Source organism: Halosolutus gelatinilyticus (assembly GCF_023028105.1).
GTDB lineage: Archaea > Halobacteriota > Halobacteria > Halobacteriales > Natrialbaceae > Halosolutus > Halosolutus gelatinilyticus.
Map to the genome: position 1 here is coordinate 3485618 of NZ_CP095491.1, position 23305 is coordinate 3508922.

The following is a 23305-nucleotide window of genomic DNA, read 5'->3' on the forward strand; positions in this document are numbered from 1 at the left end:
CTGACTGTCGTAGGCCGAACCCATCCGGTGATCGACGTGGGTGACAACGGCAACGACACGAAACGTCGCTCCGCGGCGCGCTGTTCGAACTGCGGGGCGATCGGGATCGTCCAGATCTGGCCGGACGGGCGGATCCAGCCGCTCGGCCAGGACCAGCTCTGTCGGTGCGACGACGGCGAGTTACACGTCCTCGAAGGCAGCGACAGACCGTGATCAGAGCGCCGATCCGACGTAGACGATGAGGACGAGGAACACCCACACCGCGTCGACGAAGTGCCAGTAGAGACCGACGGTCTCGACGGACGTGTCCTGATCGGGGCCGTAGTGGCCTCGCAGCCCGCGCCAGCAGAGGACGGCGAGGCCGCCGACGCCGAGGGTGACGTGGAGCCCGTGCAGGCCGGTCAGTCCGTAGAACGCGCTGCCGAAGACGCCAGTCGCGAGCGTAAAGTCGTCGTGAACGACGAACTCGTAGTACTCGTAGGCCTGCCCCGAGAGGAAGACGAGTCCGAGCACCAAGGTGGTGCCGAGGAGGGCCAGAAATCGCCGCCGGTTCCCCCGTTGTAGCGCCTCGTGCCCGTAGTGAAAGGTGACGCTGCTCGTGAGCAGGATGAACGTGTTGATCAGCACGATCGAGCGCAGGAGCGACGGGGCCTCGCCGGGCGGCCAGGCGATCCCGACCCGGAGAAAGAAGTAGTAGACGAACAGCGCGCTGAACGTCGAGACGTCCGTCGCCAGAAACAGCAGCGTCGTCGTGACGTACGATTCACGGTCCGTCCGGCCGTCGGCGCGTCGGGCGGGGGCGAGAAACGCTTCGTCGACCCAGCCGGCGACCCCGGCCAGGAGAACGATCGCGCCGAGGCCGGCGAGACCGGCGCCGAGAAGCGGTGGGACCACGCCCGCGACCGCCCCGAAGATGGCGATCGCGATGCCGCTGTAGAGGCCGGCGGCTCCGGCGGCGGCCACGAGCGGCCAGCGGCTCTCGTGTTCGTGCTCGTGCTCGTCGTGGCCGCCAGGATCGGGGCCGCTACGGCCGGGATCGGCGTCGGAGGCGGCGCTTCGGCTTCGGCCCGATTGATCGCGCGCCGTGCCGTGACCGGAGCCGTCCGCCAGCGGCGTCGACGCCTCGTCCGGAGCGGTCCGGGAGCGATCGGTCATATCCCCGCTACCACGGCATGACCGAAAAGATGTCGCTACCGGTTCCGTGAGTGCCTCGAGAACGAGACGTTCGCGCATCCGAGAGTGTTCGTCGACGGGTCGGACGGTTCACGGTTGCGAGACCGCGGTTTGCGTGATCCGGACTGCGAGGACGGATACCTCTCGTTGCACTCGGTTTCGGGGCGTTTCGATTTGCCGTGACCGATTCGGTCGATCGGGATCCGGTCGGCGGGAGAGCTAGTAGAAGTACTCGTCCTCCGAGAGCTGGACGTAGCCGCCGTTGCGGTACTGGAACTTCTTTTTCTTGTAGGTGGCGAGAATTCTCGTGGCGCCGATTCCAGCCGTGTAACGCTTGCTGAACAGGACGTTCTCACCGCTGCCGCGTTGCATATCGTTGACGATCTCGAACGCGCGGTCCCAGTCGTCGGGTTCGTAGTCCTCGACGATGTCCGCGAAGGCGACGTTCCGAAGGATCTCGTCGCCGATCGCGCGCTTCCAAACGTCGTTGTAGTTTTCGAGCGAGTCCGTCGCCGCGAGCCGGCCTGCGATCTTGCCGGACCGGACGGCGACGTGGTAGCCGCCCTCGTGGAACGCCGACGTGGTTCCCATGGCGCCGCCGGCGACGGCGATGTTCGCGCCGACGGGCGAGTCGATCGGTCGGGTCGAGGAGATGGGGTACGTTTCGGTTCCCTTCGACTTGCCGCGGTCCTCGACGATCGGGATGTCTTCTGCGACGTCGTACTCGTCGCCGTACTCGAGTTCGAGGAGCCGACGGATGTACTCGCTTCCGGAGGGGATCTTGTCGTCGGTCGGCTTCAGGAGCTTGTAGGAGCCCGGATTGTCGACGTCGGAGAGCTCCATCCCGATCGGCATCGTGAGGCCGACGCGGGCGACCGTGCCGTCGTTGGGGAACACCCACGGGTAGGCGGTCTCGCCGGGCATGTACCCCCACCAGAACTCGAGTCGGTCCTCGAACTCCTCGAACAGTTCCGGCGGGAACTCGCGGTACTCCTGGTACGCGATGTGGTTCGCCGTGGGCGGCGAGAGGTGGTCTGAGACGCTCCGGCCGGGGCCAGTGAACTGATCGAGGGCGTCGAGAGTGACCCGGCGCTGCGGGCCGTCGGCGAGCACGACGTATTGGGCCTCGAGCTGGTCGCCGTTCGAGAGGGTCAGTGCGTGGACCGGCCCCTTCGAACTGGACGACCGGAGGTCGGTCTCGAGCGATTTGACGCTGGTCCCAACCCGCAGGTCGGCGCCGGCGTCCGCGGCCCGCTCGTGGAGCCAGTCGTCCATCCGAGCGCGGTGGAAGGTGTACCCGAATTTGGAATAACTCGACTCGATCCCGGTGGCGTTCAACTCGACGGCGTTCGAGGGCCCGATGAAGTCCGTTCCCTCGAGCTCCCGCAGGACGACGTCGTCCGGAATCTCCCGGTAATCGAAATCCATGATGTCGATCCAGTATCCGAGCATCCCGGCGGCGTCGGTCGAGTCCGGGCCGAGTCCGTCCCGATCCTCGCGGGGGACGCCCTGCTCGAACAGGACCGTCTCGGCGCCGTGAGCCGCGGCCCGTTCGGCCGCGGACGCACCTGCGGGGCCGCCGCCGACGATCGCGACGTCTACGCGTTCCATACGCCGTTGAGACTCAGCCGTCCATATTAAACACCGTGAAATTCCTGTTGGGAACCATACGACACGACGGACGGGAGCATTCGGCGGTGCACGCCGCGAGACCAACGCTTTTGGGACCGCCGTCCGAGGAACTCTACATGACTGATTCCGACAGCAACGGTCCCGACGAATCCATCGATACCGGGGGAAGCGACGTGCTCGTACTGCGGAAGGGAACGCACGGGATCCCGGTCGAACGGTACGCCGATGCGCTGCGCGATCGCCTGCCGGAGCTGACCGTCGAGCTCGCGCGGACGCCGGATCGGGAGCGAGCGGCGATCCAAGATGCGCGGTTCGTCACCGGGATGACGCTCGACCGGGACCTGCTCGGAGTCGCCGAAAATCTCGACGTCTTCGCGTGCGCGTACGCCGGCACGGGTCACCTGCCGCTCGACGAACTCGAGGCGCGCGACGTCGCGGTCACGAACGCCTCGGGCGTCCACGGCCCGAACATCGGCGAACACGTCCTCGGCGCGATCCTACACTTCGCCCGTCGGTTCCACGTGGCCGAGCGACGACAGCGCCGCCGGGAGTGGCGCCACTACCAGGCTCACGAGCTGCAGGGCTCGACCGTCACGATCGTCGGCCTCGGCGCGATCGGGCGGGCCGTCTGCACGCGGCTCGAGCCGTTCGGCGTCGAGACGATCGGTGTCCGCTACTCACCGGAGAAGGGCGGTCCGACGGACGAGGTGATCGGGTTCGACGACGAGTTCCACGCGGCGCTCGCCCGGACGGATTACCTCGTTCTGGCTTGTCCACTCACCGAAACGACACGCGGCCTGATCGACCGCGACGCGTTCCAGACGCTCGACCCGGGGGCCGTGCTCGTCAACATCGCCCGCGGTCCTGTCGTCGAGACGGATGCCCTGGTCGCGGCACTGCGATCGAACCGGATCCGCGGCGCCTCGCTTGACGTGACCGATCCCGAACCGCTCCCCGAAGATCACCCCCTGTGGAACTTCGGCAACGTCCAGATCACCCCGCACAACGCGGGCCACACGCCGAACTACTACGAGCGCCTCGCCGACATCGTCGCTGGGAACGCCCGGCGATTCGCCGAGCATGGGGCCGATACCGACCTCGAGAATCAGGTGCTTCCGTAGGCCCCGCCCAGTCCGACCGCCGCCGTTTTAGCATCCACGTGGCGTTTCGACTCGGATCGTCCCGATCTGAGAAGCTGCGGTGACGGGACTCTCACCGTCGGCGGACCGATCGAAAAGGATTCCGAGGAGTGACGGGGACGTCGTTCGTCCGCGGCCGGACGGCTAGTCGCGATCACTCGAAGACGTTCTGGTCGTCGATCCGGGCGCCGAGGATGTGGCGAAGTCCGACGACCAGTCCGTGATCGGGACCGCTAGCCCAGATCGCCGTCTCGTCGTACCGTCCGGGTCGCGGTCCTATCGTCAGAGCACCGAGCAGCACCGATCGCCGATCGACCATGATGATCCGTCCGAGCCGCTTCTCCTCGATCATCGCCGGATCGTCCGCGAGGTCGGTGACCACCACGTCGGCCGCCGGAACGGCGTCGTCGAGCTCCGCTTTGCTCTCCCGGGACGGGACTTCGATCAGCGTCGTCACGCCGTCCGTAACCGAGGCGAGGTCGGCTTTGAACTCCCGATCGACGGCCTCGTCGGCGACGACGAGGACGTAGACCTCGTCCGTCGCCTCGTCGAGAAAGCTCCTGATGCGGTCGGTGACGTGCTCGTGGTCCGCGATCGCCCAGGCGCCTTTCTCCTCGAGTTCCTTCGATCGGTGCAGGTTCGAGAGCGCCTCCGCGGCCGCGTCGAGCGACGCTTCGTATCGCTCTTTGAGCGACTCGAGGGCAGCGTCCGAGGAGATCGCGCGGTACTTTCGCGGCTCCGACTGCTGGACGTCCACGAGTCCGCGCCTGTGCAGGCGATCGACCGCGTCGTAGACCCGAGATCTGGGCACGTCCGAGAGGTTCGCGATCTGGGACGCGGTCGCCATCGGGACTCGGCTGAGCGCGACGAAACAGCGAGCCTCGTACTCGGTCAGCCCGAGACTTTCGAGAAATTGGACCGCTTGCTCCTCGGTGGGCATAACTCGATGCTATTCAACGGAGTGTCGTGGGGGTGGTGCTTGCATTGTTTGGCCCGAGAATGAGGGTCGACCGGTCCAGCAGCGTGCGGCCCTCGTCGGTCAGGGAGACGACGTTTTCGTCCGTGTCGAACGCTACGGCACCGGCGTCCGCGAGCGTCGGGACGTGGGCGTGGCGCAGCGAGATCTCGACTCGCCGCAGGTCGGCCGTCGGGACGGCCCCTTGGACGCCGGAGATCTCCCCGTCCGCCTCGCGTTCCTCGATCGCCACGCGTTCCGCGAGGTCGGCCAGCGAAACGGGGTTCGGCCGATCGCGGAGCAATCGCAGCACCGACCGCCGCCGCCGGTTGGCGAGGAGATCGAGCGCCGAACCGGTCTCGCTCGCGGAGAAACCGCCGAACGACGTCAAGCTCTCGGGATCGGTAAGCGAAGGAATCATGTCCGCTATAGACGCCGAGCGTACTTGTACGCGTCGCGACTTCGATCGCGACAACGAGACTGTCGTTTCGGAGAACCTAACGCGGCGTTCGCGACGATCGGCGGCCGCGTCGTTCCGCCCTAGAGGTAGCCGTTTTCGAGCAGCAATTCGCCGTTCAGCACGCTCGCGCCGGCGGCGCCGCGGATCGTGTTGTGCGCGAGGCAGTTGTACTGCAGTCCGAACGTGGACTCGCGCAGGCCGCCGGCGGCGATCGCCATGCCGTCGCCGAGCGTGCGGTCCATGCGGGGTTGTGGCCGATCGGGGTCGTCGAAGACGTGAATGAGCGGGTCCGGCGAGGAGCGCAGGTCGAGCGACGGGTACTCCCGCATGGCCGCGGCCGCGTCTTCGGGCGCGAGATCCTCTGCGGTTTCGACCCAGACGTTCTCGAGGTGGCCGTCGATCGTCGGGATGCGGTTACAGGAGGCGGCGACCTCGACGCCGTCGTGCGACAGGGAGGCCCCGTCGAACTCGCCGAGCAGCTTGCGCGACTCGGTCTCGAGTTTGTCCTCCTCGCTGCCGATGTAGGGGATGGCGTTGTCGATGATCTCCATCGAGGTGACGCCGTCGTAGCCGGCGCCGGAGACGGCCTGAAGGGTCGCGACGTGGACCCTCTCGAGGCCGAACTCGGCGAGAGCGGCCAGCGTCGGAACGAACGTGATCGTCGAGCAGTTAGGGTTCTTGACCAGCGCGCCGTCCCAGCCGCGCTCGTCGCGTTGGACCTCCAGCAGATCGAGGTGTTCGGCGTTGACCTCCGGGATGATCAGGGGAACGTCCTCGGCCATTCGGCTGTTCGAGGAGTTCGACGAGACGACGTAGCCCGCCTCGCAGAACGGCGGTTCGACCGTCGCGCCGACGCTTGAGGGAAGCGAGGAGAACAGTAGATCGACGTCGCCGGGGACATCGTCGGGGTCGGTCGCGGTGACGGTCATGTCGGCGACGTCGGCCGGAATCGGACTGTCGACGCGCCACTTGGCCGCCTGTCGGTACGTCTTGCCCGCGCTCGAGTCGCTCGCGGTCAGCGCCGCGATTTCGAAGTCGGGATGCGGGTCGAGAAGCTGAATGAGTCGTTGTCCGACGGCACCGGTTGCGCCGAGTACGCCTACTCGTACTGCCATTTTCCGTCCCTCCGAGTCGTGTCCGCAAAACCGTTTGGGTTTTCGTCGCGTGGGCATCCGTACCAGTCCGCCGGTCGCATCGGCGGTGCCGATCCATAGAAGCGCTTAAGAAACCAGAGTGGCACGTATTGAGCGATGTCCAACCAGCAGGACCTCCCCGCCGACGGTCGAATCCGGATCGAGCAGGAGCGGGAGCGAAGTGACCGACTCGCGACGAGCACCGCTTGCGAACCGATCGGCCGCGCCGCGAGGTGGGACCGATGACGGGTTCGACCGCGAGTTCCAGCGGCCTCGGACTGTTCGATACGCCCTTCAACACCGGCGCGACGCTTCTTTCTGCCGTCGCGTTTCTCATGGTGATCGTCTTCCTCGTAAGCGGCTACCAGGGGATGGCGCTGCTGTTCGTCGGGCCGGAACTGACGCTCCTCACCGGACTCGTCGGGGCGACGATGTCCCTGGGCGTCGCCGCCGTCTCGCTCGTCGCCGCAGTCTACATGGAATCCGGCTTCGGCGAATAACGCCTGCTTTTAAATCTCGAACTCGGTCGCGGATCGTCTCTCCCCGACGCGCATACGCTTCCCGCGGCGACGCCTCGATCGATCGCGGACGCGACTACCGATTGCGGGCGCGGCCGACCACGGTTCCGCAGCCGAAACGGACGGCGGACCGGGAGACGGGACGAACGGCGGCGCGGTCGATCGGCGGTGCGATCGCTCGCCAGTCGCTGGCGGATCGACTTTCGGGACGAGAGAACAGCCTTACGCCGACGCTTCGCCGCCTTTCTTTCGCGTGACGTAGCCCGCGATCCGGTTCCGGACGCCCTTCGACTCGACGTTGGTGAGCTTCTCGACGCTCTCTTTGTTCTGCTCGAAGTCGGTCGTGAAGGCGGTCGGATACTTCTCCAGGAGGATGTTCCCGGTCTTCTTGACGTAGGCCGGCTTGATTGCCATAGAGGGGATTCCGTCTAGAGACTCTTATAACGCACCATTTTCGCTGATGGCCGAACGCGACTCCCCTCGGTATGCGGACCGCGCTCGGTGGTGGGCTCGTCGACGATCGGCCCGGATCACTGTCCCGGAGATGGCGTCCGCGTCGTCGCCGTCGGCTCCGTCGCCACCCGCCAGGCCATGAGACTCATCGCAACGATCAGGCAGCCTCCCCAAAGGAATATCGTCGACAGCAGCGCCTCGTTTCCGGTTCCAAACGCGACCCACCACGTGCCGGGCAGTAACCATTGACCGACGAGGTAGGGCCCGGAAATACCCCTTCGTAGCCGCCCTTCGATCGTGAGCGCGTCGACGGCGAACCCGGTTACGATCGCGAGGATCGATAAGACGCCGAGGTGGACGTGACCGTTGACGACCCAGAACGGCGGGGCCGTATCGACCGCGAAGAGATACCCTTGGTACAATCCGACGACCATCGCCACGACGAGCCCGAGGAATCCGGACGTTTTGAGCAGACGCGTCACCGAACCACCCTCCGACCGAGCGGTCCCCTTGAAACGGATGGTTCCGCGAGTCGATTCGTCGGATGCGATCGAACGAACCGATGGGCCGTCGGTCTCGACCGGCCCGACGTTCGTACCAGTCGCCTACTCGCCCTCGGTGGCATCTGTTGATCCATGTAGGCCGACAAGGGGGAGTCCGTCGTGTACCTTCACGCGATTATATTCGCGTCCATATTAAGGCCGGTGGAGCGGTAACGAGAACCATGCCTCGAGTGCGGTTGAAACTCAAACCTCCCTTCGAACGATTGGCTCGGTTCTCGAGCGACCGCCCGAACGACGAGTTCCGAATCCTGTCCGCTCGACCCACGGACGAGGGGCTGCTTTCGGTCCTGGAAGCGGAAGTTTCGGACCCGGACGCCATCGTCCGTCACTTCGACGAATCCCCCGACATGCGGTCGTACGAGGTCCTCCAGATCGACCGCGGGGCACTGATGATCCAATACGTGCTCTCGGAGCCGGAGCCGCATCGCGTGGCGCGGTTGGCGGGGACGCTGGCGGAATTTCCCCTGATCGTTCGAGACGGCTGGATTTTCGTGGAACTAACAACCTCGCACGAACGACTCTCGGAGTTCACGAGCGGGCTGGAGGCCGCCGACATCGCGTTCGAGATACTCTCGATCACCCAGTCGATCGACGTGATGGATCTGCTTACGGATCGGCAGTGGCAGTTCACCACCGAGGCGATCGAGCGAGGGTACTACGACAGTCCGCGCGAGTGTTCGGTCGTCGATCTCGCGGAGGCGTTGGACGTCAGCCAGTCGACGGCCAGTGGCATCCTCCACCGGGCCGAAGGGCGGGTCATCAAGCAGTTCGTCGGCAGATCGCCGCTCGGCTGAATAGATTGTCGGCGTCCCGACTCGTAGCACCGGCTAAACGTCGAGCGCGGCCGCGATGTGTCTCGCGAAGCCCGCCTCGACGACGACCGTCACGAGGATGACGAGAAAGACCGTGCCGAGTAAGATATCCGCACCGAGGGGATCCGTCGGGGGCGGCCCCGTCCGGAGGCGAACGGCGAACAGCGTCGCGACCGACGCGGGAACGATCCCCCGCGGACCGACGAAGCTGATGAACAGCCGTTCGCGGGTCGAGAATCCGCCGCCGATCGTCGAAACGAAGACGACCAGCGGACGAAGCAGGAGCGTCACCACCGCGACCACGGCGAGGCCGGAGACGCCGAGCGCGAGGAGTTCCGAGAACTCGAGCAGCGCCGCGAGCGAGATGAACACGAACGAGAGGACGAGCAGCGTCACGTCCTGTTTGAACTGCAGAATCCCCTCCCGGTGGGGCAGATCGAGGTTTCCGAGCGTGAACCCGGCGGTGGCCGCGGCCGCGATGCCGGCCTCCGAGAACACCGAGTCCGCGATCGCGAACGCGACGACGGCCGCGGCCAGCGCGAGCAGCCGGGCCGTCTGCGGCGCCGATTCGGTCGGGAGGTCGACTCGCGTGAGGAGAAACCAGACGACGACCGCTATCGCGAGGCCGGTGAGGACCCCTATCGCGAGACGCTCCGCGAACAGGAAGACGTACCCCCACGGCGATAGCGCGCGGGCGGTCATTGCCTTGAAGAGGACGATCGCGAGGACCGCGGCGGTGACGTCGTTGACGATGCCCTCCGTTTCGAGCGTCGTCGCGACCGCCTCGCGGACGGGCACCACCGCGAGGATCGGCGTGATGACCGTCGGGCCGGTCGCGATCAGGAGCGCGGCGACGAGAAACGAGACGTCCCAGCTCGGGCCGAGCAGGAGCCGAACCGTCAGGGCGGTCCCGAAGAACGTCATCGCCGCGCCGACCGTGATCAGCCACCCCACCGCTCGCGGCGCGTTTCGGAGGGTCTCGACGTCGAGTCGAAACGACCCCTCGAAGACGATGATGGCGACGCTCACGCCGACGACGGTCGAGAGCGCCGCGCCGAAGGTATCAACCGTGACGATCCCGAGACCCTCGGGTCCGATGGCGACGCCCGCGGTGATGAGAAACAGCACGCTGGGGACGCGGTACTTCGCGGCGAGAAACTGGGCCGCGACGCCGAGGCCGACGATGGCCGCGACGAGCGCGACGAGGTCGAGGTCGACGTGAACGGACACCGGTTCACCGACCTCCCAGAGCGCGGCGCTCGTCGTGGCGCTCATCGGACGAACTGCCGAGCCGCCGACGAGGGCCGGATTTCTCGAACGACACGCGACGGTATACCTCGTCCACCGACAAAAGTGCCGCCCGCGGCGAGGCGCGATCGACGTCCCCTTGCGGCCGAACCGGCGCCCCTCGCGACCGATTGTCGCCCTGGGGGCGCGGCTCCCGCGGTCACCACTCCGCGTGCTCGCGAACGCGATCGAGCGCCTCGCGCTCCCGCGGCCCGCCGGCCCGATCGACGATCGCCGCACAGTGCTCGAGGCGGTCCCGGAGTCGTTCGTCGTCGTAGCCTTCGACGCCGAGGCGGGAGGCGGCGACGGTCGCTTCGACGACCGCGCCGAAGCCGCGATCGACGGTCGGCACGCGTTCGTCCAGAACCTCGGCCTCGCGGGGCTCGAGCGTCCACTCCTCCCACTCCGTCTCGCCTTCCGTCCCCGAGTCGACCCGTTCGACGTCGACGCGAACCCACGCGTCCGCGGACGGCAGGACCGGCTCCTCGAGCTCGTAGATCGACAGCGCGGCGTCGGCGAAGTCGCCGGGATCGGTCGTAAACTGCACGTACGCCTCGCCCTGGCGGTGGAAGTTGCGCCGCGTTCGGGTGTTCCCCCAGGTCCGTGCGGTGACCGGATCGCCGGCGAACAGCCCGAGCGCGGCGGCGTTCCACAGTCCGTTCGGGCCGAGCGTCGTCACGACCGTCTCGGTGACGCCCGACAGCGAGACGGGCCACTCAGCTCGTTCCTCGCTTCCGGGGTTCGAATCGCTCTCGTCGCCGTTCATATCCCGACCGCCCCATGTTCCAGCGCGATGAACAGCCCGGCCGCGGTCAGATCCGCCGTCGTCCCCGGGTTGACGCCGCGATCGACGAGTTCCTCGGCAAAGGCCTCGACGGCGCCGGGCTCCGTTTCGAGGGCGTCGCGATCGGCGAGGGCGGCGGCCCGGTCGGTCACCTCGGCCGCGACGGCCTCGCCGTGGCGCTTCGCGACGAGCGTGTCGGGTCGCTCCGCGAGCAGCGAGAGGAAGACGGCCGCGGCCCGATCGGTCGGCGGGCCGTCGGCGTCGGCGAGCCGCTCGGCGGCGGCGAACGAGCGATCGAAGCCCCGGACCCACTCGCGGGCGACGTCGTCGCCGGGGACGCTGCGGTCCATCACGCCGCGCAGCGTCAACCCGCGCTCTTCCAGCGCGGGGACGGCGTCGGCACCGCGGCGCACGTCCAGCGGCTCCATGTCCGCCGGCGGGTCGCCGACGAAGACGTCGACGTGCTCGAACGCGCGGTAGAAGGCGGCCGCGTCGGCGACGGTCGTCCCCTCGACGACGGACTCGACGACGGGCTGGGAGAGGTCCTCGCGAGCGGCTCGGACGAGGGGAACGAGCAGGAGGAGCGCCCCGAACTGGCTGTTCTCCCCGTGCGCGGCCATTCCCTCGATCGCGCGTTCGAACGCGGGGCCGATCGCGGCGCCGTCGGCCGCCAGGTCGAGCCCTTCGCGCGCGCCGACGGCGCCGGCGAGAAAGTGCTCGAACCGGAGGTCGTCGAGGTCCCGGCGCCGATCGACGTTCCCCGGCTTGGGGGTCCCCGCGACCTCGAGCAGGAGTGCGAGTTCCGCGTTCCGCGCGGGGTCGTCCATGCGAACCCGTGCGCGCTCCTGCGGCTTAGGGCTGATTATTCCGTCGATACTGGCCCCCTCGGGTTCCGGATCGAACCGAACCGAGCCCGCACCGTACGAGACTGGTGACAACGATCCTGACGAAGACCGACCGCTCGCCTCAAATACAGCTACCGCCTATCCGGGCTAATGTCGCACCGGTCGCGGTATATCACTGCGTTTGGCATTCTGTTCATCGTGATCGCAATCTGCGAGACGGCGTACTCCGTGGTGATCGGACAGCCCCTCCTGGACGCGTCGGTCGATTTTCTGTTGATCAGTCTCCCCGGTGCCCTGTTTCTGTACGTCGGCGGGTGGCTCGGCGACACGGACATCGAGCCCGATCTGTACGTTCGAATCGTATCGTGGAGCCTCGCGGGCGTCGGCGTGATGTTTACGTTCCTCCTGCTCCGGGCGATCCACCCCGCCCCCGAGTACTCGTTCTCGTGGACGACGCGAGCGGTCGCCCTTTCGATCGGCTCGGTTGCCGGACTCGCGATCGGGATCCACGACGCCCGAGCGATCACCCGCGAGCGGGAGCTCGACCGCCGGAACGAAGAGCTGAGGCGGATCCGGGCCGACCTCGAGAACGCGGTCATCGAGCTGGAGGCGTCGAACGAACGGCTCGACTCCTTCGCGTCGACCGCTTCGCACGACCTGCAGGAGCCGCTGCGGATGATCTCGCAGTACCTGCAACTCATCGACGATCGGTACGCGGCGGATCTGGACGAAGACGGCCGCGAGTTCCTCGCGTTCGCCGTCGACGGGGCCGATCGAATGCGGGCGATGGTCGACGACCTGCTCGCGTACTCGCGAGTCGACTCCCAGGGCGAGCCCCTCGGCCCGGTCGATCTCAACGCGGTCCTCGACGACGTACAGCGCGATCTGCAGGTGTCCATCGAAGAACACAACGCGGAGATCGTCGCGGAGGAACTCCCCTGCGTTCGCGGGGACGCCGGGCAGCTCCGACAGGTGTTTCAGAACTTGCTGTCGAACGCGATCGAATACAGCGGCGACGCGCCGCCTCGAATCACCGTGTCGGCGCGACGGCGCGCGGACGAGTGGGTTCTCTCGGTCACCGACGAGGGGATCGGCATCGAACCCGACGATCAACGGCGTATCTTCGACCTCTTTCAGCGGTTGCACGCGATCGACGATCACGCCGGCTCCGGGATCGGGCTCGCGCTGTGTAAACGGATCGTCGAACGACACGGCGGCGAGATCTGGGTCGAGTCCGAACCGGGTGACGGCTCGACGTTTTCCTTCACGGTGAGTTCGTGTCCGGAACAGTCGACGCCGGCGCAGAAGACTCCCTCAGGGTAGTCCGTCGCGTCGATCCCGACCGCCGACGGGCGGACTCACGGCGGCGACGAATTCGGGACCGACTGCGCGCCGGTCCCACGACGGGACGTCACCGGAGACGCTTGTAGAGGACGTACCCGACGAAGACGCCGATGTACGCGACCGCGATCCCGACGGTGACGGCCGATCGGCCGATCGTCGCGACGAGGGCGACACCGAACGGACCGAGCAGCAGTAGCAACCGGTAGATCCGATCGTCCGGTCCCGCATCGACGAGTCGTTCCGCCGATCGGGGGCGGCTCATTCGTACAGCCCTCCGCGGCGGAACAGCGCCCGCAACGCGACCAGGACCGGGACGATTTCGAGCCGTCCGATCCACATGTTGAACAGGAACATCACTTTGCCGAGAGCCGGTAACGTCTCCGATCCGGTGATCCCCGTCGACAGCCCGACGTTGCCCTGCGTGCTCGCCACCTCGAGGATGACGTTTTCGAGCGGATACTCGCCGGCAGGGAGGACGGTGAGCAGGACGAGCACGCCCAGGACGAGGAAGGTGATCCAAAGGAAGGTGACGATCGCGGCCTCTTCGACCTCGCGGCTCGCCGCTGTCTCGTCGAGCCGGCGACCGTCGATCTGCAATCGGCGGACGGCGGTCGGCGGATAGAACACGTCCGTGATCCGATACCGGACGCCCTTAAGGAGGGTGAGCGCTCGAATCAGCTTGATTCCGCCCACCGTCGAGCCGGCGGCGGCCCCGATCACCATCCCGATCGAGATCGTCAGCTGCGCCTGGACCGGCCACCGGCCGAGCGCGACGTTGGTCTCGTCGACGGCCGTCTGAAAGCCGGTGCACGTGGCCGCGGAGACGAACTGAAAGAGGCCGTACCTGAGGGCTTCGAACGGCGAGTCGTACGTGCCGTAGCCGTAGACGATCGCCCAGACGACGATCGAACCCGCGGTCATGTAGATGAATATCCACCGGGTCTGGAGGTCGTCGTAGAAGTTGTTCAGCTGGCCCTGTAGAATCAGGTAGTGAATCGAGAACGCGATGCTCCCCAGGATCATCACGGGAAGCAGCGCGAAATCGATCGCGACGCTGTCGTAGCTGGCGATGGACTCGTCCGTGATCGAGAAGCCGCCGGTCGAGAGCCCGGTCATCGCGTGGTTGATCGCGCCCCACGGCCCCATCCCGGCGAGCCACAGCAGCATGATCGAGAGGAGCGTAAAGAGGATGAAGATCCACCAGATCGTCCGGACGGTCGAGACGATGCTCGGGTGGATCTTCTCGGTGCGCGCTTCGCTCTCGTAGAGCGTCAGCGATCCGCTTCCGGGGCGCGCGAGGATCGCCGTCGTGAGGACGATGACGCCGACGCCGCCCACCCACTGGGTGAACGACCGCCACCACTGGAGGGTCCGCGGAAGGACCGCCTCGTCGTCGGTCATCGTCAACCCCGTGCCGGTAAAGCCGCTCATACTCTCGAACACCGCGTTGAGCGGATCGGTGAAGGCGGCGAGCGTCGTCGTTTGCGGCGGGGTCGAGAGCGACGCCGGCGCGAGTTCGACCGTCCAGGCCAGCAGGAAAAACGGCAGCGCGCCGAAGATCGCGACGAAGAACCAGCCGAGCGCGGCGACGATCATCCCGTGGCGTTTTTCGAGTTCGACGGCCGCCCGAAACCTCGTCGAGAGGACCCGGCCCAGCGCGAACGGAACCGTTCCGGACGCGATCATGACCGGGACGGCGTAGTACTCGCCCCAGACGAGCGGAACGAGAACCGAGACGAACATCAGTCCGGCCAGTGCCTGGAGAATGCGGCCGATATCTCGTGCGATCGCCTCCCTCGCTGCCTTCATGGTCGAGTGTGTGATCGCGCTGGCGAGCGGAACTCGTCGGCAGTCGGGCCCGCGTTCTCGCGGAGAGACGGGCCGCCGCGAGTCAAGTAATCGGCTCGTACTGGTGGCCCGTCGCTCCCATCGCCCGTCACCGATCGTCGTCGCTAAACACGCCCGTCAATCGGGGTTCGGCGCCGAACGCCGAGTACACGGTCAGGAGATCGCCGGGGTGTATCGTGACGTTTCCGCGAGGCGTGATCGGTCGATCGTCCCCCTCGCGTTCGATCGCGACGATCAGCACGTCGCTCGGGATGATCCCCTCCCTGGCCGCCTCGTCGATCGTCCTGTTCGCGATGGGGGCGCCCTCGTCGACGACGATCTCGAACACTTCCGCCTCCTTGCCGATCCGCAGGTAGTCGACGATCGACGGCAGATCGACCGCCCGAAACAGGTGTTCCGCGATCAGCTGCTGCGGGTTCTCCATGAGGTTCACGTCGATCTGCTTATAGAGCGCCATGTGCTCGGGGTCGTGAACGACCGACACGATGCTCGGGACGTCGAACTGCTTGGCGAGCAGACAGACCATGATGTTCGTCGCGTCCTTGTCGGTCGTCGTGATGATGGCGTCGGCCCGATCGGCGCCGGCGTCCTCGAGCGTATTTTTGATCGTTGCGTCCGCGTTGAGGATCAGACAGTCATACTCGTCGGCGACGTAGTTCGCCTTCGCCGGATTCCGTTCGACGACTACCACTTCGGCTCCCGATCGCGTCGCGATGTCGATGAGCGGACCGCCGATATCGCCCGCCCCGACGATGATGAGGTACCTCATAGCTCGCGTTCTGCGTGTTCGCTCGACGGTCGCGCTTCGATCGGTCGAGTGACCTGTCGAAACGACTGACCGGTGCATCTCGAACCGGACGAGGATTATACCCGTCGCCTGCGTATCCGTGCCGCCAACGCGAGTCTCGAAATGACGAGCGATCTAGTCGATCACGGCGGTTCCTCTTCGATCTCCGTCGGATCGGGGGTCGACGGTTCGGGCGTGACGCCGATCTCGGACCGGTCGGCCGATCGAGATTTCGTTCCGAAGATCCGTTCGCGAAGGCTCCGCTCGTGGCGTTTCTCCGCGAGCAGCACCGAACAGTCGACGTCTTCGAGGACGTCGAGGACGAGCGTCCTGCGGACGAGCCGCGAGAGCAGCCCCTTCTCCGTGGCCCCGATGATCAGGAGCGTCGCGTCCGAAGCGGCATCCGCGATCCGCCGCTGGACGTCCCCCGTTTCGACGCTGAGCGTCGCGTCCCCGAGGCCGTGTTCCGCGGCCCACGATCGGAGGAACCGCTCGCCGTTCTCGCGGTCTCCGTTCTCGGCGACGTGGAACAGCGTTACGTCGGCGCGGTACTGATCCCGGAGGGTGCGCGCGATCGTCGCCGCGAGCTCCGAATCGGGACCGCCGGCGGTCGGGAGGAGGATCCGAGCGGGGTCGAACCCTCGGTCCCGAAAGACCAGGAAGTCACAGGGCAGCGAGTGGGCGAGTTCGTCGATCGCGGTTTCGGCGCGGCCCGGCGATCGGTGCGAGTTCGGCCCCCATCCCATGACGCAGGTGTCCGCGCCGTACCGCCGCGCCGCGTCGAACACTTCTTCGATGCCGCGGTGGGAGAGGACCGCGTGCGTTTCGACGTCGACGCCGTGTGTCTCGGCGTCCGCGCGCGCCTGGTCGAGCAGGTGCGCGGCCGCGTCGTGCTCCTCCTGCTCGCGCGCGGCCGCAAGCGACGTCTGGTTGGGAACCTGCACGATGTTGACGGCGACGACCGTCCCGTCGTGCTGGTCGGCGATCGCCGACGCAAGCGTGATGAGGTGTTTCTCGTGAGCCGGGTTGGCCAGCGGAACCATCACGCGGTAATCGCCCTCGCCGGGTTGGACGGCCGTCGTCGCGGAGACCGCGAAGTCCGGCAACTCCTCGGACCGCCTGAGAACGTACTGCGCGAGAACGCCCGGCACCTCGACCTGCGAGCGGGCGTAGCCGAGATACCAGATCGCGGCGAAGGCGACGAATCCGATCGACAGCAGGATCACGAACGGCTCGATGAATGCGATCAACGCGAACGAACACACCGCGCCGAGAATCGGGGTTACGGGATAGAACGGAACCTCGAAGTCGGGATCGTACCCCTCGGGATCGGCCTCGCGGAAGACGATCAACGCGAGGTTCAACAGCCCGTAGACGATGAGGTGGAGCACGCTCCCAGCGGTCGCCAGCAGTTCCAGGTTACCGGCCACGATGAACAGGAGGATGAGTCCGCCGGTGATCGCGATCGCACGATAGGGCGTCGCGAACCGCGGGTGGACCTCGTTGATCTTCGGCGTGACGAGTTTGTCCCGGCCCATCGCGAAATTGATCCGCGAGGACGCGAGGATCGACGCGTTCGCCGACGAGGCGGTCGCCAGCAGGCCGCCAAACAGTAGCGCCGCGGCGCCGACCGGCCCCATCAACAGCCGCGCGACGTCGACAACTGCGGTCTCGTTGTTCGCCACGACGTCGGTTTCGACTGCCGCAAGTATGGCGAGCAGAATCAGCGCGTACATCGCCGTGACGATGACGACGCTCCCGATGACCGCTCGGGGGAGGTTTCGGCCGGGGTCCTGAATCTCCTCGCCGACGGACGTGATCTGGACGAAGCCGAGATACGAGACGAATATGATCCCGGTCACCGGGAGCAACTCCCCCCAGCCGAACGGATCAATCGGGCGGAGCGTCTCCACATTCGCGTCTAGCAGACCGAACAACGTGAAGACGGAGAGAATGCCGACCAGGATGATGACAATGAGGTTCTGTAACAACCCAGTTTCCTTGGCACCGACGTAGTTAACGGTGATGAAGAACGCGGCGCCGACCAGCCCGATCAACTGGGCGGACTCGAGGCCGACGGGACCGATCGCCAGCGACGATACGCTCACGAACTGATTGACGTACTCGCCGAAGCCGTACATGTAAAACGCCGAGGCGAACGCGAGCCCGATCCAGTTGCCCCAGCCGGCGATCGAGCCGAACAGGGGACCGAGTCCCTGATTCACGTAGTAGTAGGCGCCCCCCGAAACGGGCATCGCGGTACCGAGTTCGGACGCCGAGAGCGCGGTGAGCAGGGCGATCGCCCCGCCGATCACGAACGCCAGCGCCGCCAGCGGTCCCAGTTCTCCGACGGCGGAGCCCGGCAGGACGAAGATGCCGGCGCCGATCATCGTGCCGACGCCGATCGTCAGCGCGGCGATCGGACCGAGGTCCTTCGCGAGTTCTTCGTCAGCGTTCACGTCGGGTCACCTCTTCGAGGACGGGATCGCTCGATAGCGTTGGCCTTGCGAGCGCACAGTCCAATCAGACATGGTGATAAACATGCAGAGACACTTGTCGAGATCGGCTTGAACGTTGTGCATTCGTCTCGACGGCGACCCGGCACCGCTTCGGGCCCGCTGTCGGAGGCTTGATGTGGCGCTCGGCCGTACCTCGAGTCGAGACCGATCCAATGTCCTCGCACTTGCTCCAGCGGATCGTCGTTCCGATCGCGAACGAGTCGGACGCGAAAACGACGTGCCGGGCGCTGTCCGCCCACCTCGGCGACAGCGACGTGCTTATCCACGTCGTAAACGTCATCGAGAAAGGCGGCGGCGCGCCGGACAAGGCGCCGCTGGCGGCGATGGAGGAGCAAGCGGACGAGATCTTCGAATTCGTCGAGAACTACTTCGGGACGACCGCGTACGACGTCGAGACCGAACGCCGCTACGGCACGGACGTCGTCGAGGAGATCGTCGCGGCCGCGGCCGAGGCCGACGCGACGGCGATCGCGTTCGTTCCACGACCGGGCGGCCGACTCTCGTCGCTTCTGAGCGGGAACCTGTCCAGCCAGCTCACAAGGGCCGGTCAGGTCCCCGTGATCGTGCTCCCGGCGGAGGTCGACGCCGAATAACGCTCGGCAACTCATACTCGATCCGAACGTCTGGGCGTATTAGCGCGTTCCGGCGTCGAGTTCGAAGGCCGATCCAAGCCGCCGATCGACGGCCTCGCGCACCCGTTCGAGCACGGCCGGGTTGTCGCTCGGCCGCCCGACGCTGACGGCGTCGGCGCCGTAGTCGGCGTACTCCCGAACGGTCGCGTCGTCGCGAACGCCGTTGTTGGCGATCACGAACAGGTCGCTCGCCTCGGCGACGTCGGCGATCACCGACTCGCTGTCCATCGCGTCGACGTGGACGAACGAGGCGCCCGCGTCCTCGATCGTCCGCGCGAGCGCCGGCAGGTCGACGCCGAGAACCTCCGCGCGGACCTTGACGCCGACCGTCGCGCCGGTGTCGGCCGCTCGTTCGACGAACTCCCGAAGCCGAGGTTCGTCCCGAAGGAGCGTCTCGCCGCAGCCGACGGCGCAGAGTTCGTCCTGGCGGCAGTGGGCGTTGATCTCGAGGAAGGCGTCCCGGTCGCGACAGACCCGCGCGGCCTCGACTATCGGCTCGGGCGTCGTACTCCGGACGTTGAACGCTGGCTGGATCTCGGCGTCGGCGAGCGCGACCAGTTGTCGATCGACGAACCGGAGCGGATCGGCCGGAAGGAACTCGTTTCGATCGCGGGCGACGAGCTTTCGAGCAGCCTCTCTCGCGTCGTCGTCGAGCGCGATGCCGCCGAGGAACGCGGCGCCGGCGTGGGCGGCGCCCGCGCGGGCCCAGCCGGCGTCCGCCTCGCCGCTGAGACTCGCGAGGGCGAGCGGTGGCGTGAACATCGGTGTCAGGAGACGAGGTCGATCGCGTCGTCGATCGCGTTCACGACCCGCGCGGCGTCCTCGGGGGAGTCGATCCGGATATCTGTCCGGACCGTCGGCCGATCGAACTCGGTGGGATCGTCGTCGTCGATGACGAACGCGTCCGCGAACGGGTAGGCGGTCGCCAGCCCGTTCGTGTTCGGCTCCGCGTTGACGGCCTCCATGAGGTCCTTGGCCGGGCCGGAGAAGACGTCGTCCCCGAGAAACGGCGAGACGGCGACGACGGGAGTCCGACTGAGAGCCTTCGCGACCCCCGGCAGCGCGAGCATCGGTCCGATGCTCGTGACGGGGTTCGACGGACCGATAACGACCGTCTCCTCGAGCGCCTCGAGCACGCCCGGCGCGGGTTCGGCCCGGGAGGAGCCGCGGAACTCGACGTTCTCGACGGTCGGCTCGCCCCCGTGGCCCACCCAGAACTCCTGAAAATGCATCATCCCCCGATCGGTGTGGATCAGACTGGCCACGGGATCGTCGCTCATCGGCAGGATGTCGATCGTCAGCCCGAACGCGTCGGCCAGGCGTCGGGTAGCCTCGCTCAGCGTGAATCCCTGATCGAGGAGGCTCGTCCGGGTGATGTGAACGGCCCGGTCGCGATCGCCGATCGTCATGAACTCCGCGATACCGGAGAAGCGCCGCCAGCGCGCGAGTTCCCTGCCCGCGGTCTGCGCCTCCGCTGAGAGGTACTGCGGGCCGTCGGGGAGGTCCGCGGCCGCGGCGACGTCCATCAGCGCCGAGTTGGTCCGGTGCGTGTCGCCGTTGATACCCCACCACGTCTCCCGATCGAGGACGCCGCCGCCCTGGAAGAGCAGCGTGTCGACGTCGGGCGAGACGAAGAGCCCGCCGAGTTCGATGTCATCGCCCGTATTGGCGACGACGGTTGTCTCCTCCGGCGAAAATGCGGCCGCAGCACCGTCTAATAACTTCGGTGTCCCGGTGCCCCCGGAGAGGAAGGTAACCATATCTCACACTCTCGTACGTGGGTACTTAATCACTTGCGGCCACGGGTTGCGTTCGCCTCGGTCGCGTCGCCGTCGGGCCGCGAACCGACCGCGCGGGTCGGCGCTCAGTCCCCGATCCAGTCGGCGAAACTCCCCTCGAGCAGCGTCTTCGACTGCCGATCGACGTACCGCCGTTGCATCGTCGCGATCGCGTCGGCGAGGTCGGCGCCGTCGTCGAGCGCCCCGCGGACCTGTTCGCGCTTCCAGGAGGCGGGCGTCACGTTCTGACGGACCCGCCGGCGCAGCGGGTACAGGTACTTCGCGGCTTCCTCGTCGTTCAGTCCGCGGTTGGTCAGCCCGTCCTCGGCGTGGGCCAGCAGGTCCTCGTAGACGGCGAGCCTGTCGGTCGTCTCCTTTCCGTCGTTGGTGATCCAGTCGAGTTCGGCGTCCAGCCCGTTTCGCATCGCCGCGTAAAAGTTCTCGCGAGCGAGCTGCCAGTCGAGTTCGACGACCGGGTGTTCGAGTCGCGTGAGACTCTCCATGAGGCCGGCGAAGGCCGCGAGGAAGGCGATTCCGTCGCGGACGGTCGGCTGCGCCGGAATCGGTCGGAACTCGATGCGCGCGTTCGCGGCCGATCGCGTGGGCCCGTCGAAGACCGGCCGGACCCAGCGCCAGTAGGTGCCGTGCTTGCGCCGGAAGTGCGGGAACCGATCGTCGAACCGCTCGCCCGGATCGACCGGCATCGGCACGATCGTGTCGTCGCTCGCGATCCGATCGATCGCCTCCTGGACGCTTCCCAGATCGCGGGGGAACCGGACCTTCCCCTCGCCGGTCATGGGGTCGTTCAGGACGGTCTCGAAGACGCTGATGCGGTGTTCCATCCAACCGTCCCGGAGAACGTCCTCGGCGCTTGCGTCCTCGTCGTACAGGTCCGCCGGAAAGAACGGCGAGTTGACTCCGAGCGCGAGCAGCGGCCCGGCGATCCGGAGCGCGTAGTTGAAGTAGTCCGGCAGGTCGATCGCGTGGGGGACCTGGTAGTGGGGCTGGATCGACGTGATGAGGCTCTCCGGCATGACGGTGTCCGCTCGCAGCGACACGTGCGGCGCCTGGATGCACATGCCCGCCGACTCGGCCTGGTCGGTGTTGGCCATCGCGTGGTACCGCGCCGACCCGCTCATGTTGGTCGCGATCCGGATCGACCTGGCGCCGTCGGGACCGCCGACGGTCCGTTCGACGCTGTCGGTGAGATACGTCCCCGCCTCCTCTCCCTCCGGCGGGATCGTCCACAGTCCGTCGCTGACCAGCCGCATCCGTTCGGAACTGGTCACGCCGAGGGCGGTCTGCAGGCGCGCTTTCACCTCCGATTCCTGGGCGCGCAGTCCGTGGACGTTCAGCGGCTGCGGACTGGTCGTCATCTCCGCGTTGTGGAGCCCGAGTTCCTTCTCGAAGCCGATGAGTTCGAGCAGCCGTCGGGGCACCCGTCGGAGCGTACAGTCGTCCGACTTGACCGCGTAGAACTCGTACTCGAACCCGACGATCGCCTGGGGATTGTCGAAGACCCCGTCCTCAACTGCGTCGACGATCACGTCGGCGTCCTGGGCGGCGCGCTCCCGGAACTCGTCGGCGTCGACCGCGAGCACGTCCGCGACCCGCGACGCGAGGTCTCCTGCTGGCATACCTCCGAGTGCGTGTTCGACGGTCTTTAAAGCAGCCCTCTGGAGACCCGCGGCTCGGGACCGGTCGCGGGCGATCGACACCCGACGACGGTCGGGAACGCCGCCTTTCAAACGTCGACCGAACGGCGGCTGTGGCTTCGTCGTTCGACCAGCCCGACCGCATGATCTCGTCTCACCTCCGGAAGGACGATGTCGCCGATCACCGCGATCGCCGACGCACTCAGCATGGCGGCCAACGCGGTCCGAAACCGAACCGAGAAACTCGAATTGGGGGTCATCGACGGCGACGCCGCGACGATCGACTACGATCGGATCGGCATGCCGCGCCCAGCCCTCGCGGGGTTCCGGCCCGCCTCGCGGCGATGGGTGTCGCGGGCTTTCGGAGCGTTTCGTTCTCCGTACCGAATGCGATATTTTCAGTCCGTATATAAGCCCAGTGAGCTTTATACCGCCGCCGCCCCTCTCGGTCGACAGTGACCGACATGGGTCTTCCCTCCACCCGCGGGTATTCGTACGATATTCTGTTGATCGAATCGGATCCCGCCGACGCGCGGCGATTTCGGAAGTCGTTCGAGGCGCTCGACGCGCCGAACACGCTTCACGTGACGTCCGACGCGGCGGATGCGCTCGAGTTCGTTCGTCGGAACGGCGAGTTCTCGGACGAGATGAAACCGGATCTCGTCTTGCTCGACCCCGACGTTCCGGAGGGTGACGGCTACGAACTCCTCACGGCGCTCAAGGCCGATCCGATCCCCGTGATCGTGATCGCGCGGACGGACGAACCGGCGAAGGTGGAAGAGTCGTACCGTCGCTACGCGAACGCCTATCTCGTGAAGCCGACCGATCGGGACCGGTTCGACGACCTCGTTCGACAGATCGGCTCGTTCTGGCTCGGCGTCGCGAAGCTCCCGGGAACGTCGACGCGGTCCGGCTACCGCTGATCGCCCGCCGCTCCGTTACGGAGCCGTCGGCGCCGCGGCGCTCGTCGCACCCGCGCCGATGGCGG

General features: G+C 66.7%; 24 protein-coding genes and 1 pseudogene. 8 read left to right on the forward strand and 17 right to left on the reverse strand.

What is annotated here, in order from left to right:
• Window positions 1–36: 36 nt before the first annotated feature.
• The gene (locus tag MUH00_RS17090) at window positions 37–213 is read left to right on the forward strand and encodes a hypothetical protein (protein ID WP_247000648.1); all 177 of its coding nucleotides are present in this window, start codon (window positions 37–39) and stop codon (window positions 211–213) included.
• Here MUH00_RS17090 and MUH00_RS17095 read toward each other — a convergent pair whose 3' ends face one another.
• Both MUH00_RS17095 and MUH00_RS17100 read right to left on the reverse strand, forming a co-directional pair.
• Window positions 214–1155, reverse strand: coding sequence for a cytochrome c oxidase subunit 3 (locus MUH00_RS17095; RefSeq protein WP_247000649.1), 942 nt, complete (start codon window positions 1153–1155; stop codon window positions 214–216).
• A gap of 237 nt (window positions 1156–1392) precedes the next feature.
• Complete coding sequence (locus MUH00_RS17100) at window positions 1393–2784, reverse strand: NAD(P)/FAD-dependent oxidoreductase (RefSeq protein WP_247000650.1); 1392 nt, start codon at window positions 2782–2784, stop codon at window positions 1393–1395.
• 137 nt (window positions 2785–2921) lie between these two features.
• On the opposite strand from MUH00_RS17100, the gene MUH00_RS17105 reads away from it, so the two are divergent.
• The gene (locus tag MUH00_RS17105) at window positions 2922–3926 is read left to right on the forward strand and encodes a D-2-hydroxyacid dehydrogenase (protein ID WP_247000651.1); all 1005 of its coding nucleotides are present in this window, start codon (window positions 2922–2924) and stop codon (window positions 3924–3926) included.
• A gap of 172 nt (window positions 3927–4098) precedes the next feature.
• On the opposite strand, the gene MUH00_RS17110 is transcribed toward MUH00_RS17105, so the two are convergent.
• The 3 genes from MUH00_RS17110 to asd form a co-directional block, all read right to left on the reverse strand.
• Window positions 4099–4884: a TrmB family transcriptional regulator gene (locus tag MUH00_RS17110; RefSeq protein ID WP_247000652.1), complete on the reverse strand. Its 786-nt coding sequence runs from the start codon at window positions 4882–4884 to the stop codon at window positions 4099–4101.
• Between the two features lie 13 nt (window positions 4885–4897).
• On the reverse strand, window positions 4898–5320 hold the full coding sequence (locus MUH00_RS17115; protein WP_247000654.1) for a DUF7344 domain-containing protein: 423 nt from the start codon (window positions 5318–5320) through the stop codon (window positions 4898–4900).
• A 119-nt stretch (window positions 5321–5439) separates the two neighbouring features.
• Window positions 5440–6474 carry an aspartate-semialdehyde dehydrogenase gene (gene asd / locus MUH00_RS17120; RefSeq protein WP_247000656.1) on the reverse strand — a complete coding sequence of 345 codons (1035 nt, stop codon included), beginning with the start codon at window positions 6472–6474 and terminating at the stop codon, window positions 5440–5442.
• Window positions 6475–6609: 135 nt separating this feature from the next.
• Between asd and MUH00_RS22895 the strand changes: the two genes are divergently transcribed.
• Window positions 6610–6738: a hypothetical protein gene (locus MUH00_RS22895; RefSeq protein WP_256464796.1), complete on the forward strand. Its 129-nt coding sequence runs from the start codon at window positions 6610–6612 to the stop codon at window positions 6736–6738.
• The gene (locus tag MUH00_RS17125; RefSeq protein ID WP_247000658.1) at window positions 6735–6992 is read left to right on the forward strand and encodes a hypothetical protein; all 258 of its coding nucleotides are present in this window, start codon (window positions 6735–6737) and stop codon (window positions 6990–6992) included. Before MUH00_RS22895 ends, MUH00_RS17125 begins: the two co-directional genes overlap by 4 nt.
• A gap of 240 nt (window positions 6993–7232) precedes the next feature.
• On the opposite strand, the gene MUH00_RS17130 is transcribed toward MUH00_RS17125, so the two are convergent.
• Window positions 7233–7424 carry a 30S ribosomal protein S17e gene (locus MUH00_RS17130; RefSeq protein ID WP_247000660.1) on the reverse strand — a complete coding sequence of 64 codons (192 nt, stop codon included), beginning with the start codon at window positions 7422–7424 and terminating at the stop codon, window positions 7233–7235.
• A gap of 116 nt (window positions 7425–7540) precedes the next feature.
• Window positions 7541–7945: a DUF8059 family membrane protein gene (locus MUH00_RS17135; protein WP_247000662.1), complete on the reverse strand. Its 405-nt coding sequence runs from the start codon at window positions 7943–7945 to the stop codon at window positions 7541–7543.
• A gap of 242 nt (window positions 7946–8187) precedes the next feature.
• Here MUH00_RS17135 and MUH00_RS17140 point away from each other — a divergent pair, with 242 nt between their 5' ends.
• Entirely contained in the window at window positions 8188–8820 is a 633-nt protein-coding gene (locus tag MUH00_RS17140; protein ID WP_247000664.1) for a helix-turn-helix domain-containing protein, read from the forward strand.
• Window positions 8821–8856: 36 nt separating this feature from the next.
• Here MUH00_RS17140 and MUH00_RS17145 read toward each other — a convergent pair.
• The 3 genes and pseudogenes from MUH00_RS17145 to MUH00_RS17155 all read right to left on the reverse strand — a co-directional run.
• Window positions 8857–10113: pseudogene (locus MUH00_RS17145) on the reverse strand (cation:proton antiporter); the annotation flags it as partial.
• A gap of 172 nt (window positions 10114–10285) precedes the next feature.
• Entirely contained in the window at window positions 10286–10891 is a 606-nt protein-coding gene (locus MUH00_RS17150) for a DUF447 domain-containing protein (protein ID WP_247000666.1), read from the reverse strand.
• Window positions 10888–11736, reverse strand: coding sequence for a triphosphoribosyl-dephospho-CoA synthase (locus tag MUH00_RS17155; protein ID WP_247000668.1), 849 nt, complete (start codon window positions 11734–11736; stop codon window positions 10888–10890). The genes MUH00_RS17150 and MUH00_RS17155 overlap by 4 nt, the downstream gene beginning before the upstream one ends.
• Before the next feature lie 216 nt (window positions 11737–11952).
• Here MUH00_RS17155 and MUH00_RS17160 point away from each other — a divergent pair, with 216 nt between their 5' ends.
• Window positions 11953–13077, forward strand: coding sequence for a sensor histidine kinase (locus MUH00_RS17160; protein WP_321576076.1), 1125 nt, complete (start codon window positions 11953–11955; stop codon window positions 13075–13077).
• Between the two features lie 88 nt (window positions 13078–13165).
• On the opposite strand, the gene MUH00_RS17165 is transcribed toward MUH00_RS17160, so the two are convergent.
• The 4 genes from MUH00_RS17165 to MUH00_RS17180 all read right to left on the reverse strand — a co-directional run bounded on the left by MUH00_RS17165 (window position 13166) and on the right by MUH00_RS17180 (window position 18192).
• Window positions 13166–13360 (reverse strand): hypothetical protein, encoded by a 195-nt coding sequence (locus tag MUH00_RS17165; protein ID WP_247000672.1) that lies wholly within the window; start codon window positions 13358–13360, stop codon window positions 13166–13168.
• Window positions 13357–14907 carry a TrkH family potassium uptake protein gene (locus tag MUH00_RS17170; RefSeq protein ID WP_247000674.1) on the reverse strand — a complete coding sequence of 517 codons (1551 nt, stop codon included), beginning with the start codon at window positions 14905–14907 and terminating at the stop codon, window positions 13357–13359. Before MUH00_RS17170 ends, MUH00_RS17165 begins: the two co-directional genes overlap by 4 nt.
• A 127-nt stretch (window positions 14908–15034) precedes the next feature.
• Window positions 15035–15715 carry a potassium channel family protein gene (locus tag MUH00_RS17175; RefSeq protein ID WP_247000676.1) on the reverse strand — a complete coding sequence of 227 codons (681 nt, stop codon included), beginning with the start codon at window positions 15713–15715 and terminating at the stop codon, window positions 15035–15037.
• 161 nt (window positions 15716–15876) lie between these two features.
• Entirely contained in the window at window positions 15877–18192 is a 2316-nt protein-coding gene (locus tag MUH00_RS17180; protein ID WP_247000678.1) for an amino acid permease, read from the reverse strand.
• A 212-nt stretch (window positions 18193–18404) separates the two neighbouring features.
• Between MUH00_RS17180 and MUH00_RS17185 the strand changes: the two genes are divergently transcribed.
• Window positions 18405–18845: a universal stress protein gene (locus MUH00_RS17185; protein ID WP_247000680.1), complete on the forward strand. Its 441-nt coding sequence runs from the start codon at window positions 18405–18407 to the stop codon at window positions 18843–18845.
• A 39-nt stretch (window positions 18846–18884) separates the two neighbouring features.
• On the opposite strand, the gene MUH00_RS17190 is transcribed toward MUH00_RS17185, so the two are convergent.
• From MUH00_RS17190 to MUH00_RS17200, 3 genes are all read right to left on the reverse strand, one after another.
• Window positions 18885–19646, reverse strand: coding sequence for a tRNA-dihydrouridine synthase (locus MUH00_RS17190; RefSeq protein ID WP_247000682.1), 762 nt, complete (start codon window positions 19644–19646; stop codon window positions 18885–18887).
• 5 nt (window positions 19647–19651) lie between these two features.
• A complete protein-coding gene (cofD, locus tag MUH00_RS17195) occupies window positions 19652–20644 on the reverse strand; it encodes a 2-phospho-L-lactate transferase (protein ID WP_247000684.1) in 993 nt (330 codons plus the stop codon).
• A gap of 104 nt (window positions 20645–20748) precedes the next feature.
• Entirely contained in the window at window positions 20749–22299 is a 1551-nt protein-coding gene (locus MUH00_RS17200) for a glutamate-cysteine ligase family protein (RefSeq protein ID WP_247000686.1), read from the reverse strand.
• Window positions 22300–22781: 482 nt separating this feature from the next.
• Here MUH00_RS17200 and MUH00_RS17205 point away from each other — a divergent pair, with 482 nt between their 5' ends.
• Window positions 22782–23240 carry a response regulator gene (locus MUH00_RS17205; RefSeq protein WP_247003997.1) on the forward strand — a complete coding sequence of 153 codons (459 nt, stop codon included), beginning with the start codon at window positions 22782–22784 and terminating at the stop codon, window positions 23238–23240.
• The last annotated feature ends 65 nt before the right edge of the window (window positions 23241–23305 follow it).